The sequence below is a fragment of the Serratia proteamaculans genome (assembly GCF_949794035.1).
GTDB classification, from domain to species: domain Bacteria; phylum Pseudomonadota; class Gammaproteobacteria; order Enterobacterales; family Enterobacteriaceae; genus Serratia; species Serratia proteamaculans.
The window spans coordinates 4,764,487-4,780,053 of the sequence record NZ_OX461105.1 but is presented as its reverse complement, the minus strand read 5'-3'; the positions used below and the strand labels follow the sequence as shown (position 1 = coordinate 4,780,053).

Here is a 15,567-nt window from a genome sequence, read left to right as displayed (position 1 = left end):
TTTGTGAGCGACTTCTCTATAATCTTGCGACCCCACGTTACAACAAAGTTTTTTTCCCAAAAACTTTTTAGTGCCGGCAATGGCTATTCGAAGGGGTAGGTTTGCTGGACTTGTATGGTCGTGTGAGCCTCAACTGTTTTCGAGCGTTTGGGTGTTCACCAACGTGTAACTAATTATTGGGTAAGCTTTCTAATGAAAACTTTTACAGCTAAACCAGAGAGCGTAAAACGCGACTGGTACGTTGTTGATGCAGATGGTAAAACTTTAGGCCGTCTCGCTACTGAACTGGCTCGTCGTCTGCGCGGCAAGCATAAAGCGGAATACACCCCGCACGTTGATACCGGTGACTACATCATCGTTCTGAACGCAGAAAAAGTTGCTGTAACCGGCAACAAGCGTACAGACAAAGTGTATTACCGTCACACCGGCTACGTCGGTGGTATCAAGCAAGCGACCTTTGAAGAGATGATTGCCCGCAATCCAGAGCGTGTGATTGAAATCGCGGTTAAAGGCATGCTGCCAAAGGGTCCGTTGGGTCGTGCAATGTTCCGTAAACTGAAAGTTTACGCGGGCACCGAGCACACTCACGCGGCACAGCAACCGCAAGTTCTTGACATCTAATCGGGATTATAGGCAATGGCTGAAAATCAATACTACGGCACTGGTCGCCGCAAAAGCTCCGCAGCTCGCGTTTTCATCAAGCCGGGCAGTGGTAACATCGTAATTAACCAGCGTACCCTGGAACAGTACTTCGGTCGCGAAACTGCCCGCATGGTAGTTCGTCAACCGTTGGAACTGACCGATATGGTTGGTAAATTTGACCTGTACATCACCGTTAAAGGTGGTGGTATCTCTGGTCAGGCTGGCGCTATCCGTCACGGTATCACCCGTGCACTGATGGAGTACGACGAGACTCTGCGCGGTGAATTGCGTAAAGCTGGCTTCGTTACTCGTGACGCCCGTAAGGTAGAACGTAAGAAAGTCGGCCTGCGTAAAGCACGTCGTCGTCCGCAGTTCTCCAAGCGTTAATTTTTTACTGCCTCGGCAGTGGAATTTACGCCAAAAACCCGGTGCTTCACCGGGTTTTTTTATGCCTGAAAATCAACTTGTCGCTACTAAAATCTTTGGTATATCAGACAATTCAATACGAAATCACCGTACAGCCCCCACAAAACAAGCAAAATCTGGTAAACTATCATCCACTTTTGCGCCTGTTCGCCATGCAGCAGTTATCAGTCTACCTCCGAGGCCGTTTTTATGACCTAAGGTTTCGCTGCAAGTTGCTGGCCTGCGGTCAAGATCATTCAGGATAGCAGCCTGATATACCCGATAGATTTCATGGTGCGGCAAGGCGGCAACCGAACGAATCCCCTGGAGCTTAGCGTGCTAAGTGACTGGGGTGAGAAAGGGAAGCCAACACCGCTGCGCCGTGAAAGATGAAGGGAAGTTGGCTATTCGCAGTATTTTCTAGATAACTTGGAGGTTTTCATGGCTGTCGCTGCCAACAAACGTTCGGTAATGACGCTGTTCTCTGGCCCGACCGACATTTTTAGCCATCAAGTACGTATCGTACTGGCGGAGAAAGGTGTCAGCGTTGAGATTGAGCAGGTTGAGTTGGATAACCTGCCGCAGGATCTGATTGACCTCAACCCGTACCAGACGGTGCCTACCCTGGTCGATCGCGAACTGACCCTGTATGAATCCCGTATCATCATGGAATACCTTGATGAGCGCTTCCCGCACCCACCATTGATGCCGGTCTACCCGGTTGCTCGCGGTGAGAGCCGCTTGATGATGCTGCGTATCGAGAAAAACTGGTATTCGCTGATGTACAAAATCGAGCAGAGCAACGGTCAGGAAGCTGAATCAGCACGCCGTCAACTGCGCGAAGAACTGCTGGCGATTGCCCCTATCTTTGGCCAGACCCCGTACTTCATGAGCGAAGAGTTCAGCCTGGTAGATTGCTACCTGGCGCCGCTGCTGTGGCGTTTGCCGCAGTTGGGCATTGAACTGAGCGGTGCCGGTTCCAAAGAGCTGAAAGGCTACATGACTCGCGTGTTCGAGCGTGATGCCTTCCTGGCCTCCCTGACCGAACCCGAGCGCGAAATGCGCCTGCAGACTCGGGGCTAAGCGTTATGGATATGTCTCAGATGACTCCACGCCGTCCGTACCTGCTGCGGGCGTTCTATGACTGGTTGCTGGACAATCAGTTGACACCGCACCTGGTGGTGGATGTGACGCGTCCTGACGTGCAGGTACCTATGGAATTCGCCCGTGATGGCCAGATCGTTCTGAACATCGCGCCGCGTGCAGTAGGCAACCTGGAATTAGGCAACGACGAAGTGCATTTCAACGCGCGTTTCGGTGGTGTGCCACGTGAGGTCCTGGTGCCAATGGCAGCGGTGCTGGCAATTTATGCCCGTGAAAACGGTGCAGACACCATGTTCGAACCGGAAGCCGCTTATGAAGCGGAAGGCACGTTTGAAGGTTTGGACAATGAGACGATCCCTTCGGAAAGCCTGATGTCGGTAATTGATGGTGATCGCCCTGATCTGGATGAAGGTAACGATCCGGATGATGAGCCACCACCGCCGCCACGTGGTGGTCGCCCGGCACTGCGCGTGGTGAAATAACCCCGCAGTGGTGAACACGAAAGGTCGCTTTGGCGACCTTTTTTATTGCCTGCGCCCCGGGAAAAAACAAAGGGCCCGGCAGAGTTAACCGCGGGCCCTTGGGGGGAAGCTGAGGAGCTTAGACTTCCAGGTAGCTCATGATGCCATCGGCTGCTTTACGGCCTTCGGCAATCGCGGTCACTACCAGATCTGAACCGCGCACCGCATCGCCACCGGCGAAGATCTTCGGGTTGCTGGTCTGGAAGGCATTATCGGTGCTTTCCGGCGCCACAATACGGCCCTGTTTGTCGAGCTCAACGTCGTGAGCGGCCAACCAGTCCATCTTATGCGGGCGGAAACCAAAGGCCAGAACCACGGCATCGGCATCGATGATGTGCTCGGAGCCCGGTACCTGCTCCGCCGTTTGGCGGCCATTGGCATCCGGTGCACCCAACTGGGTACGAACCATTTTTACACCGGCCACGCGACCGGCGCTGTTCAGTTCGATGCTCAGCGGCTGCAGGTTGAATTTGAAATCAACCCCTTCCTCACGCGCGTTTTTCACTTCACGCTTGGAGCCTGGCATGTTGGCTTCATCACGGCGGTAGGCACAGATAACGTCGGTTGCCCCCTGGCGGACAGAGGTACGCACGCAGTCCATCGCGGTATCACCACCGCCCAGTACCACCACGCGTTTGCCTTCCATGTTGATATACGGCTCGTGCTGCTCGGCTTGATAGCCCATCAGCTGCTTGGTGTTGGCGATCAGGAACGGCAGTGCGTCATAGACGCCCGGCGCTTCTTCATTCTCCAGGCCACCGCGCATGGACTGATAGGTACCGACACCGAGGAACACCGCGTCATACTCACTCAGCAGCGTCTCCATGGTGATGTCTTTGCCCACTTCGGTATTGAGTTGGAACTCAATGCCCATCTCGCTGAAGATGCCACGGCGTTTCACCATTACTTCTTTTTCCAGCTTGAAAGCCGGGATACCGAAGGTCAGCAGGCCACCGATCTCCGGATGACGATCGTAAACCACCGCTTTCACGCCGTTGCGAGTCAGTACGTCGGCACAGGCCAGGCCGGCAGGGCCAGCACCGATCACTGCTACGCGTTTGCCGGTAGGCAGCACGTGGGACATGTCCGGTTTCCAGCCCATCTCAATCGCTTTATCGCTGATATAGCGCTCGATGTTACCGATAGTCACCGCACCGAACTCGTCGTTCAGGGTGCAGGAGCCTTCACACAGACGATCCTGTGGGCAAACGCGGCCGCACACTTCCGGCAGGCTGTTGGTCTGGTGCGCCAGGTCCGCAGCTTCCATGATGCGGCCTTCGTTCGCCAGCTTCAGCCAGTTCGGGATGTAGTTGTGAACCGGGCATTTCCATTCGCAATACGGGTTACCGCAAGACAGACAGCGGTCCGCCTGCGACTTCGCCTGAGTTTCCGAAAACGGCTCGTAAATCTCTACAAACTCAATTTTACGGATCTTGAGCGGTTTCTTTGGCGGATCAACGCGCTGCAGGTCGATAAATTGATAAACATTCTGACTCATTAATGACCTCTTACTGCGCCTGAACCCGCAGCTCGGCTGCGGAACGACTACGGTGACCCAACAATGCTTTGACATCACTGGACTTCGGCTTGACCAGAGCGAACTTCGGCGCCCATTCCGGCCAGTTAGCCAGAATCTCTTCCGCACGCGAAGAACCGGTCGCCTGAACGTGCTCGGTAATCAAGCCACGCAGGTGCTCTTCATGAATCGCCAGTTGTTCGACATCCAACACTTCCACCAGCTCCGGGTTCACACGTTTGCGGAACTCGCCGTCTTCATCCAGCACGTAGGCGAAGCCGCCGGTCATGCCCGCACCAAAGTTGATGCCGGTTTTCCCCAGCACGCAGACGATGCCGCCGGTCATGTATTCACAACCGTTGTCACCGATGCCTTCGACTACGGTGATGGCACCGGAGTTACGCACGGCGAAACGCTCACCGGCACGGCCTGCGGCGAACAGCTTGCCGCCGGTAGCGCCGTACAAACAGGTGTTACCGATGATGCTGGCTTCGTGGCTGCGGAATGCAGATCCAATCGGTGGGCGTACGGCGATACGGCCACCGGCCATGCCTTTACCGACGTAGTCGTTGGCGTCGCCGGTCAGGGTCAGTTCAACCCCACCCGCATTCCAGACGCCGAAGCTCTGGCCTGCAGTACCGGAGAAGTACGCCTTGATCGGATCGGCTGCCATACCCTGATCGCCATGCACGGTAGCGATGGCACCGGACAGGGTAGCGCCCACTGAGCGGTCGGTATTGCGGATATCGAAGTAGAAAGCCTTACTGTGCTTGGCTTCGATATGCGGTTCCGCCTGCGCCAGCAGATCTTTGTTCATCAACCCCTGGTCGAACGGTGGGTTGCTGCTTTCAGTGCAGTACAGCGCCTTGCCTGGGTGCGGCGTAGCGGTTTGCAGCAACGGCGACAGATCCAGTTTGTTCTGCTTGGCAGAAATACCGTCCAGTTCGGTCAGGAACTCGGTGCGACCAATCAGATCGACCAGTTGGCTGACACCCAGTTGCGCCATGATTTCGCGGGTTTCACGCGCGATAAACTGGAAGTAGTTAACCACACGTTCCGGCAGGCCGTGATAGTGATCGCGGCGCAGTTTTTCATCCTGAGTTGCCACGCCGGTTGCGCAGTTATTCAGGTGACAGATACGCAGATATTTACAACCCAGCGCCACCATAGGGCCGGTGCCGAAGCCAAAGCTCTCTGCACCGAGGATCGCCGCTTTGACGATATCCACGCCGGTTTTCAGGCCGCCATCCACCTGCAGGCGGATTTTATGACGCAGGCCGTTAGCCACCAGCGCCTGCTGGGTTTCCACCAGGCCCAGTTCCCACGGACAACCGGCATATTTCACCGAAGACAGCGGGCTGGCACCGGTACCGCCATCGTAGCCGGCGATGGTGATCAGGTCGGCATAGGCTTTCGCCACGCCGGTGGCGATGGTGCCGACGCCCGGTTCGGAAACCAGTTTCACCGAAATCATCGCCTTCGGGTTGACCTGTTTCAGGTCGAAGATCAACTGTGCCAGATCTTCGATCGAGTAGATGTCATGGTGTGGCGGTGGGGATATCAGGGTCACGCCCGGCACCGAGTAACGCAGCTTGGCGATATACGGGGTTACCTTATCGCCAGGCAACTGACCGCCTTCACCCGGCTTGGCCCCTTGAGCCACTTTAATCTGGATAACATCGGCATTCACCAGGTAGGCCGGGGTCACGCCGAAACGGCCGGACGCCACCTGCTTGATGCGTGACACCTTGTTGGTGCCGTAGCGCGCAGGATCTTCGCCGCCTTCACCGGAGTTGGAGAAGCCGCCGAGGCTGTTCATGGCAATCGCCAGCGATTCATGCGCTTCCGGGCTCAGTGCACCGATAGACATGGCTGCGGTATCGAAACGTTTGAACAGCGATTCGGCCGGTTCAACCTGATCGACCGGAATTGGCGTGCCCTTCGGCGTAATGGCCAACAGGTCGCGCAGCATTGCCACCGGACGTTCATTCACCAGTTTGGCGTAAGTTTGATAGTCGCTGTATTTGCCGCTGTGAACCGCGGTTTGCAGCGTGCTCACCACGTCAGGGTTGTACGCATGGTACTCGCCGTCGTGGACAAACTTCAGCAGCCCACCCTGTTCCAGCGGCTTGCGTTTCAGCCACGCGCGCTTGGACAGGTTCTGCAGATCCTGTTGGATATCGCTGAAACTGGCGCCGCCGATGCGGCTGACCACGCCCTGGAAACACAAATCGGACAGATCTCGATGCAAACCGACGGCCTCGAACAATTTGGCGCAGCGGTAAGAAGCAATCGTCGAGATGCCCATTTTGGACATGATCTTGTACAGGCCTTTGTTGATGCCGTTACGGTAGTTCAGCATCACTTCACGGTATTTCTTGTCGATCGCCTGGGTATCTACCAGTTTGGCCAGGGTTTCGTAGGCCAGGTACGGGTAGACCGCCGTCGCGCCGAAGCCCAGCAGCACGGCGAAATGGTGCGGATCGCGGGCGCTGGCGGTTTCAACGATAATGTTGGCGTCGCAACGCAGGTTCTTATCTACCAGACGGGTCTGGATCGCGCCTACGGCCATCGGTGCAGGCACCGGCAAACGGCTAGTGGAGATAGCGCGGTCGGACAGCACCAACAGTACGGCACCGTCGCGGACTTTGCGTTCCGCTTCGTCGCACAGGGCGCGAATGGTCTGCTCCAGGTCTTGCTTGGCCGGATCAAAGGTCAGATCGAGCGTGTCGGCGCGATAATATTCGCCTTCCAGTGTGGTGAGCTGTTTGAAGTCGGAGTACAGCAGGATCGGCGATTTGAAGCTTAAACGGTGCGCCTGACCTTCGGCCTCGCAGAACACGTTCATTTCGCGGCCGATGCTGGTCGCCAGTGACATCACATGCGCTTCACGCAGTGGATCGATCGGTGGGTTGGTCACCTGGGCGAACTGCTGACGGAAATAGTCATAAATGATGCGCGGACGACTGGAGAGCACGGCGAACGGGGTATCGTCACCCATTGAGCCAGTGGCTTCCTGGCCAATTTCACCCAGCACGCGGATCACCTGATCCAGTTCTTCGCTGCTGTAGCCGAACTGTTTCTGGTAAGTCTCGAGCTGCGAGTCGTCAAGTTCGCGGCTACCGACCTGATCGGCCGGCAGGTCTTCGAATGGCACCAGACGCTTGACGTTCTTTTCCATCCACTCTTTATACGGGTGGCGGCTTTTCAGATCGTTGTCGGTCTCGGCGGAGTGCAGGATCCTGCCGCTGCGGGTGTCGATCACCATCAGCTCGCCAGGGCCCACGCGGCCTTTCTCTACCACCTCATCGGGCTGGTAATCCCAGATCCCGACTTCCGAGGCGCAGGTAATCAGCTTGTCTTTGGTGATGACGTAGCGCGCCGGACGCAGACCGTTACGGTCCAGGTTACAGGCGGCGTAGCGGCCATCGGACATCACGATGCCGGCAGGGCCGTCCCACGGCTCCATGTGCATCGAGTTGAAGTCGAAGAAGGCGCGCAGGTCGGTGTCCATGTCCGGGTTGTTCTGCCAGGCCGGTGGCACCAGCAGGCGCATGGCACGGATCAGATCCATCCCGCCCGCCAGCAGCAGTTCCAGCATGTTATCCAGCGAGCTGGAGTCGGAGCCGGTTTCATTAACGAACGGCGCGGCAGTCTGCAGATCCGGGATCAGCGGCGTCTGGAATTTATAAGTACGGGCCCGTGCCCACTGGCGGTTACCGGTGATGGTGTTGATCTCGCCGTTGTGCGCCAGATAGCGGAACGGCTGTGCCAGCGGCCAGCGCGGCACGGTGTTGGTGGAAAAACGCTGATGGAACAGGCAGATGGCCGATTCCAGACGCAGGTCCGCCAAATCAAGATAGAAACGTGGCAGATCCGCAGGCATGCACAGGCCTTTATAGATCGTTACCAGGTTTGAGAAACTGCAGACATAGAAGCTATCGTCCTGGACGCGCTTCTCGATACGGCGACGCGCGATAAACAGGCGGCGTTCCATATCGCGCGGACGCCAACCGGCCGGGGCGTTAACAAAGATCTGTTCGATGCGTGGCAAAGAAGAGAGGGCGATCTCACCCAATACGTCCGGATTGGTCGGTACTTCACGCCAGCCGACCACTGACAGCGTTTCATTCTGCAGTTCTTCTTCGACAATGCGGCGGCTGGCACGTGCTTCCTCTTCATTCTGGCTGAGGAACATCATGCCTACGGCGTAGTTCTTGGCTAAACGCCAGCTGCGTTCTTCCGCCACCATGCGGAAAAAGCGGTCAGGCTTTTGTAATAACAGGCCGCAACCGTCGCCAGTCTTGCCGTCAGCAAGGATTGCGCCACGGTGCTGCATACGGGCCAGCGCGTGAATAGCAGTACGCACCACCTTATGGCTAGGTTCGCCTTCTATGTGGGCGATCAGGCCGAAACCACAGTTGTCCCGCTCTTGGGATTTATCGTACAACATATCAGTGAACCTCCCCAGGCTCTGCGTGACTCTCACAACCTTTCACGAGGGGGCTTCCCTTCAGGCAGAAGTCCAATCAGCAAGGTTAATAGCGCCGATCTGCTTTTCCGCCCTCCGTTAATGGCCTCTCGTGACGGTTCTCACAAGTGGTAAATGACTTGTTTTAAGAGGGAGTCTTAAATTACTGCATAAATATGACGAGACGTTTGCCCGTCCAGAAAGCTTCCAGCGGACTTCCAACTTAGCGAGAAAGAATACGCAGGTCAACTATAGGCCTAAGGGGGTTTCTTATGGGATTTATTGTGGTCAATTAATTGATATTTAATATGTTATTGCAATTTTTGAGCTTGCGTAGGGGAGTGGTGAACCCCGAAGAAATGTGAGCTGTCTCACTATAGTGCAATGCCTGAATCTCTGCACCATGCTAGTGCGGGTGTGAATGTCGGAGTTTTATTCTAATAAGTTAATCTTTTTCGTTGTTTATAACTATTTTTCATCGCTTTGTCATATTGACGTGAACGGTTGCGCGAGAATAAGAAAAATTCATCTCGGCCTGAGTGATTTTATTTGCATTTATAATGAATAGTTATGCCTGGTGAAGCCTTGCGGGGAAAGCGTTGATCTCTGTCATCGCGGGAAAAGCCGTTTCTTATTAGCATCACGGGCTTTGAGCACAGAGATCTCCAAGATTATGCAGTTGCCGCAATTAGTCAATATGTTTGGCGCCGATCTCCAGCGCCGCTATGGTGAAAAGATCCATAAACTCACGCTGCACGGCGGTTTCAGTTGTCCGAACCGCGATGGCACTCTGGGGCGCGGTGGTTGTACCTTCTGCAATGTGGCCTCTTTCGCCGATGAACAGATGCAGCAGCAAAGTATCGCCGAACAGTTGGCGTTGCAGGCGGTCAGGGTCAACCGCGCTAAGCGCTATCTGGCTTACTTTCAGGCCTACACCAGTACTTATGCAGAAGTGAGCCTGCTGGCACAGATGTATCAGCAGGCTTTGTCGCAGGCCGACATGGTTGGCATCTGCGTTGGGACTCGTCCGGACTGCGTACCGCCCGCGGCGCTTGATCTGCTGGCGGGTTACCTTGAGCAGGGGTATGAGGTGTGGCTGGAGCTGGGGCTACAGACGGCGCACGATAAAACTCTGAAACGCATCAATCGCGGCCATGATTTCTCCTGTTATCAGCACACCGCCCGGCTGGCACGTGAACGCGGGCTGAAGGTGTGCAGCCACCTGATTGTCGGGCTGCCGGGGGAAACGGCCGCCGACCATCTGGCGACCCTGAAGCAAGTGGTGGACAGCGGTGTGGACGGCATCAAGCTGCACCCGCTGCATATCGTGACCGGCAGCACCCTGGCGCGGGCCTGGCAGGCCGGGCGATTGCCAGAACTGTCGCTCGAGCATTATGCCGCCAGCGCCGGTGAGATGATCCGCCATACGCCGAAAGAGGTGATATATCACCGTATCTCCGCCAGCGCGCGCCGGCCGACGCTGTTGGCACCATTATGGTGCGAAAACCGTTGGAACGGCATGCAGGCGGTGGGGGGCTATCTGCAACAGCATGGCGGTCAGGGCAGTGCATTGACAGAAAAGCAGCAATATCGTCCTTGCGCACTGTTTTGATTTGCAATCTTTCCCACACTTCGGCGTTTGCTTTCTTATCTCATCGGGGTTTTACGGTATGATTTACAAGATTCTGTCTGATGGGAGCGGCTATGAAGCAAATCCGGGTGTTAGCCCAGTACTACGTTGATTTAATGGTAAAACTGGGGCTGGTACGCTTTTCGCTGCTGCTGGCATCGGCACTGGTGGTGCTGGCGATGGTGGTACAGATGGCGGTCACCATGCTGCTGCGCGGGGAAGTAGAAAGCATCGACGTGGTGCGTTCCATCTTCTTCGGCCTGCTGATTACGCCATGGGCGGTCTACTTTCTGTCGGTGGTGGTCGAACAGCTTGAGGAGTCACGCCAGCGCCTGACGCGGCTGGTGGATAAGCTGGAAGAGATGCGCCACCGCGACCTGGAGCTTAACCAGCAGTTGAAGGACAACATCAGCCAACTGAATCAGGAAATTGCCGACCGTATCAAGGCGGAAGAAGAGCGTCAGCAGGTGATGGACAAGCTGACGGGAGAGATGGAGCAGCGTGAACTGGCGCAGATTGAACTGGGTCAGCAGTCGGCGCTGTTGCGTTCCTTCCTCGATGCTTCGCCGGATCTGGTCTATTACCGCAATGAAGACAAAGAGTTCTCCGGCTGTAACCGGGCGATGGAACTGCTGACCGGCAAAAGCGAAAAACAGCTGATCGGCCTGACGCCATTTGACGTCTACGGTCAGGAAATCGCCGAGAAGGTGATCGAAACCGACGAGAAAGTGTTCCGTCACAACGTCTCACTGACCTATGAACAGTGGCTGGTTTACCCGGATGGCCGCAAGGCCTGTTTTGAGCTGCGCAAGGTGCCGTTTTACGACCGCGTGGGCAAACGCCACGGCCTGATGGGCTTTGGTCGCGATATAACCGAGCGTAAGCGCTACCAGGACGCGCTGGAGAATGCCAGCAGGGACAAGACCACCTTCATCTCAACGATCAGCCACGAGCTTCGTACGCCGCTTAACGGCATCGTCGGCCTGAGTCGCATTCTGCTCGATACCGAATTAAACGACGAACAGCTGAAATACCTCAAAACCATCCATGTCAGCGCCATCACGCTGGGTAATATCTTCAATGACATTATCGAGATGGATAAGCTCGAGCGCCGTAAAGTGCAGCTCGACAACCAACCTGTAGACTTCACCGGCTTCCTGGCCGATCTGGAAAATCTCTCCGGCCTGTTGGTACAGCCGAAAGGGCTGCAGTTTGTGATGGAGCCGCAACAACCGCTGCCGCAACAAATCATCGCCGACGGCACCCGCCTGCGACAGATTCTGTGGAACCTGATCGGCAACGCGGTGAAGTTTACCCCGCAGGGGCGGATTGTGGTGCGCGTACGGCGCGAAGAGCAGGATCGGCTGGTGTTTGAAGTGGAAGACTCCGGCATGGGCATTCCGCAGGATGAACAGGACAAAATCTTCGCCATGTATTATCAGGTGAAGGATCAGCACGGCGGCCGTCCGGCGACCGGGACGGGCATTGGGCTGGCGGTTTCCAAGCGTCTGGCGCAGAGCATGGGCGGCGATATCACCGTCAGCAGCGCACAGGGGCACGGTTCTTGCTTTACCTTATCCATCAAGGCACCGGCGGTACAGGAAGCGGAAAGTGAGACCGCCGTCGAAGAGGCGCTGCCATTGCCGGCGCTGCATATCCTGCTGGTGGAAGACATTGAGCTGAACGTGATTGTGGCGCGTTCGGTGCTGGAGAAGCTGGGCAACAGCGTTGAAGTGGCGATGAACGGCCAGGATGCGCTGACGATGTTCGATCCGGACGAGTTCGATCTGGTGCTGCTGGATATCCAGTTGCCGGACATGACCGGGCTGGATATCGCCCGGATACTGCGTGAACGCTATGCCGGGCAGGCGCTGCCGCCGTTGGTTGCACTGACCGCCAACGTGCTGAAAGACAAAAAAGAGTACCTCGACGCGGGAATGGACGATGTGCTGAGCAAGCCGTTGTCCGTACCGGCGCTGACCAAGGTGATAAAACATTACTGGGATCATCAACCCTCTCACACCACAAAGAAAACGGAGCAAAAGACGATGAAGATTAATGAGTCTTTACTGGATACCACCATGCTGGAACAGTACATGGACCTGGTGGGGCCGCAGTTGATTCATCAGAGCCTGGAGATGTTTGAGCAGATGATGCCGGGTTATCTGGCGGTGCTGGAGTCCAATATGACGGCACGCGACCAGAAGGGCATCACCGAAGAGGGGCATAAAATCAAAGGTGCCGCCGGCTCGGTTGGCCTGCGTCATTTGCAACAGATTGCACAGCAAATTCAAACCCCGACGCTGCCGGCATGGTGGGATAACGTGCAGGATTGGGTTGATGAGTTGAAGCTGGAGTGGCGCAACGATGTGCAGGTACTGCGTGAGTGGGTAGCGGAAGCTGAAAAAAAATGACCCCGACCTAGGCCGGGGTGCGCGAATATTGCGCCAACACCAGGGAAATTGTGAACCTGCGTATTGGTTTTAATGTTCTGGTCGAGCAGGTTGTAGAGAATTCCTAAACATCATACAGCCAACAACATAGCAAATGTAAGCGCTCTTGTTAGAAGATTCATTAAAATGTGTGATGTAGATTAGTGTTTGTCAACTCAGAGCACTTACCAGTTGACAGTATCGACAGGAGGAAGGGTGATGAAAAACGTTGGCGTAGTGCTGAGCGGCTGTGGGGTTTATGACGGTACGGAGATCCATGAGGCCGTCCTGACGCTGCTGGCGTTGGACCGGGCAGGGGCGCAGGCGGTATGCTTTGCCCCTGATAAACCTCAACTTCATGTTATTAATCACTTATCCGGTGATGAGGTGCCAGAGTTTCGCAATGTTCTGGTGGAGTCTGCGCGCATTGCCAGAGGGAAAGTCCAGCCGCTTTCACAGGCCGACGCCAGCCAACTGGATGCCCTGATCGTCCCCGGTGGCTTTGGCGCGGCAAAGAACCTCAGCAGTTTCGCCAGTGAAGGGGCGGAATGCTGGATTGATAAGGATTTGGCTAAGTTAACGCAGCAAATGCATAAGGCAAATAAACCAATTGGTTTCATGTGTATTGCCCCCGCGTTGCTACCGAAACTGTTGGATCAACAAGTGCGGCTGACCATTGGCAACGATCCCGACCTGGGTGAAGTGATTGATGCCATGGGCGGTGAGCCGGTGATTTGTCCGGTTGATGACATCGTGGTGGATGCTGAGAACAAAGTGGTGACCACGCCGGCCTATATGCTGGCAAAATCGATCGGTGAGGCGGCCAGCGGAATTGATAAGCTGGTTTCACGGGTGCTGGATTTGACTGAATGAGAAAATCTGCGGGCAAATCGATTTTTTCCCGGCCCTGGTTTTGGCTGAAACGCGGATTAATTACGCTGGTCGGCGTGTGGCTACTGGGGATCGTCGCCTTTGCTTTTCTGCCCGTGCCTTTTTCTGCGGTGATGGTTGAACGGCAGCTTGGCGCCTGGCTGAGTGGCGATTTTGGCTATGTGGCACATTCCGACTGGGTGTCGATGGACGATATTTCCCCGCAGATGGCGTTGGCGGTGATGGCCGCGGAGGATCAGAAATTTCCGGAGCACTGGGGTTTTGACGTGGCGGCGATCGAAAAGGCGCTCAGTCACAATGAGCGTCGGCCCACGCGCATTCGTGGCGCCTCTACGCTGTCCCAGCAAACGGCAAAGAACCTGTTCCTGTGGGATGGCCGCAGTTGGCTGCGCAAGGGGCTGGAGGCCGGGCTGACATCGGGGATTGAGCTGGTGTGGACCAAGCGACGGATCCTGACGGTATACCTGAATATCGTCGAATTCGGCGACGGTGTTTTCGGCGTGGAGGAAGCGTCACAGCGCTTTTTCAATAAACCGGCCAAGCGTCTGACCGCGTCAGAAGCTGCATTACTGGCAGCGGTATTACCTAACCCGCACCGCTTCAAGGCCAATGCGCCTTCCGGTTACGTGGTACAACGGCAGCAGTGGATCATGCGTCAAATGCGTCAGTTGGGCGGGGAAGGGTTTCTGAAAGAACATAATCTGGATTGAGTGAGCTTTTCCCCTCTCCCGTGGGAGAGGAGGATTGAGCACTTGCTATTTCACGTAGGTAAAGGCGGTGGTGACATGTTTCACACCGCCCACCTGGCTGGCTGTCTGCGCCGCAGATTGTGCTTCCTGTTGCGTGACCAGACCCAGCAGGAACACTTCACCATTTTCGGTGGTGACTTTCACATTGGACGACTTCACTGCATCGCTGGTGAGCAATTGCGAACGGACCTTGGTGGTGATCCAGGTGTCGGAAGACGCGGTGCTCAGACTGACCGGCGTCCCCTGACGGACCTCGTTGTACACTTCGGTAGTGCCTTCAACACCCATCGCGATCTGCTTGGCGCGGGCGGCCAGATCGGTATTTGGCGCCTGGCCGGTCAGCAGCACTTTACCCTGATAGGCGGTCGCAACCACCCGGGCATCTTTCTTCAACTGCTGATCTTTGCTTAGGGCGTTTTCAACCCGGGCTTCCAGTGTGCCATCGTCTACCTGAGTGCCCACGCTGCGTGGGTCAGTGGCGGTTTTGGTGGCAACGGCAGCGCTGCCAACGACAACGCCTGCAATACAGCCTTGTAACAGCAGGGCGCTGGACAGCACTGCAAATGTGGCTTTCAGCTTCATCTCAGTTCCTTATTCGTCCTGGTGGGGAAACAACGTACTATCTATCAGGTCGCATAGGCAATTTACGGTAAGCATATGCATTTCCTGAATGCGTGCACTGCGGTGTGATGGGATGCGGATCTCTACATCCTGTTGACCGAGCAAGCCGGCCAGTTCACCGCCGTCGTAACCGGTCAACGCGACAATCGTCATGTCGCGCGTTACCGCGGCTTCGACCGCTTTCACAATATCACGGCTGTTGCCGCGGGTGGAAATTGCCAGCAACACGTCGCCGGCATGGCCGAGCGCGCGCACTTGTTTGGCGTAGACTTCGTCGTGCAGCCGATCGTTGGTGATCGCCGTCAGCACCACGTTATCGGCATTTAGCGCAATGGCCGGCAAGCTTGGGCGCTCGGTTTCAAAGCGGTTGATCATGCTGGCGGCGAAATGCTGCGCGTTGGCTGCCGAGGTGCCGTTGCCGCAGCACAGAATTTTATTACCGTTAAGTAAGGATTGAACCAGCGTCATCGCGGCACGCGAGATGGCGTCGGGCAAGGCCTCCGCCGCCGCAATCTGGGTTTGGATGCTTTCGGTAAAACAGGCTTTAATTCTATCCAGCACGTTGTATTAATCCACTAAGTCAAA

12 protein-coding genes are annotated in these 15,567 nt (G+C 55.8%); 8 read left to right on the top strand and 4 right to left on the bottom strand.

Annotation, left to right across the window (positions count from 1 at the left end; translation table 11 throughout):
- Positions 1 to 192: 192 nt before the first annotated feature.
- From rplM to sspB, 4 genes are all read left to right on the top strand, one after another.
- Positions 193 to 621 carry a 50S ribosomal protein L13 gene (gene rplM, locus QOT07_RS22185; RefSeq protein ID WP_012147045.1) on the top strand — a complete coding sequence of 143 codons (429 nt, stop codon included), beginning with the start codon at positions 193 to 195 and terminating at the stop codon, positions 619 to 621.
- 15 nt (positions 622 to 636) lie between these two features.
- Positions 637 to 1,029, top strand: coding sequence for a 30S ribosomal protein S9 (gene rpsI, locus QOT07_RS22180; RefSeq protein WP_085119653.1), 393 nt, complete (start codon positions 637 to 639; stop codon positions 1,027 to 1,029).
- A gap of 459 nt (positions 1,030 to 1,488) precedes the next feature.
- Positions 1,489 to 2,130, top strand: coding sequence for a stringent starvation protein SspA (sspA, locus tag QOT07_RS22175; RefSeq protein ID WP_085119652.1), 642 nt, complete (start codon positions 1,489 to 1,491; stop codon positions 2,128 to 2,130).
- 5 nt (positions 2,131 to 2,135) lie between these two features.
- Positions 2,136 to 2,633 (top strand): ClpXP protease specificity-enhancing factor, encoded by a 498-nt coding sequence (sspB, locus tag QOT07_RS22170; protein WP_283603932.1) that lies wholly within the window; start codon positions 2,136 to 2,138, stop codon positions 2,631 to 2,633.
- A gap of 118 nt (positions 2,634 to 2,751) precedes the next feature.
- On the opposite strand, the gene QOT07_RS22165 is transcribed toward sspB, so the two are convergent.
- A complete protein-coding gene (locus tag QOT07_RS22165) occupies positions 2,752 to 4,170 on the bottom strand; it encodes a glutamate synthase small subunit (RefSeq protein ID WP_099062112.1) in 1,419 nt (472 codons plus the stop codon).
- 10 nt (positions 4,171 to 4,180) lie between these two features.
- Complete coding sequence (gene gltB / locus QOT07_RS22160; protein WP_207977355.1) at positions 4,181 to 8,641, bottom strand: glutamate synthase large subunit; 4,461 nt, start codon at positions 8,639 to 8,641, stop codon at positions 4,181 to 4,183.
- Positions 8,642 to 9,332: 691 nt separating this feature from the next.
- On the opposite strand from gltB, the gene mnmL reads away from it, so the two are divergent.
- The 4 genes from mnmL (at position 9,333) to mtgA (ending at position 14,322) form a co-directional block, all read left to right on the top strand.
- Positions 9,333 to 10,271 carry a tRNA modification radical SAM protein MnmL/YtqA gene (gene mnmL, locus QOT07_RS22155; protein WP_099062114.1) on the top strand — a complete coding sequence of 313 codons (939 nt, stop codon included), beginning with the start codon at positions 9,333 to 9,335 and terminating at the stop codon, positions 10,269 to 10,271.
- 92 nt (positions 10,272 to 10,363) lie between these two features.
- Complete coding sequence (arcB, locus tag QOT07_RS22150) at positions 10,364 to 12,703, top strand: aerobic respiration two-component sensor histidine kinase ArcB (protein ID WP_283603931.1); 2,340 nt, start codon at positions 10,364 to 10,366, stop codon at positions 12,701 to 12,703.
- 237 nt (positions 12,704 to 12,940) lie between these two features.
- Positions 12,941 to 13,594, top strand: coding sequence for an isoprenoid biosynthesis glyoxalase ElbB (elbB, locus tag QOT07_RS22145; RefSeq protein WP_112347108.1), 654 nt, complete (start codon positions 12,941 to 12,943; stop codon positions 13,592 to 13,594).
- Positions 13,591 to 14,322, top strand: a complete 732-nt coding sequence (gene mtgA / locus QOT07_RS22140) for a monofunctional biosynthetic peptidoglycan transglycosylase (RefSeq protein ID WP_099062117.1) — start codon at positions 13,591 to 13,593, stop codon at positions 14,320 to 14,322. The genes elbB and mtgA overlap by 4 nt, the downstream gene beginning before the upstream one ends.
- Before the next feature lie 45 nt (positions 14,323 to 14,367).
- On the opposite strand, the gene dolP is transcribed toward mtgA, so the two are convergent.
- Positions 14,368 to 14,943, bottom strand: a complete 576-nt coding sequence (gene dolP / locus QOT07_RS22135) for a division/outer membrane stress-associated lipid-binding lipoprotein (RefSeq protein ID WP_099062118.1) — start codon at positions 14,941 to 14,943, stop codon at positions 14,368 to 14,370.
- A 9-nt stretch (positions 14,944 to 14,952) separates the two neighbouring features.
- On the bottom strand, positions 14,953 to 15,543 hold the full coding sequence (diaA, locus tag QOT07_RS22130; RefSeq protein WP_004948462.1) for a DnaA initiator-associating protein DiaA: 591 nt from the start codon (positions 15,541 to 15,543) through the stop codon (positions 14,953 to 14,955).
- Between the last annotated feature and the right edge of the window lie 24 nt (positions 15,544 to 15,567).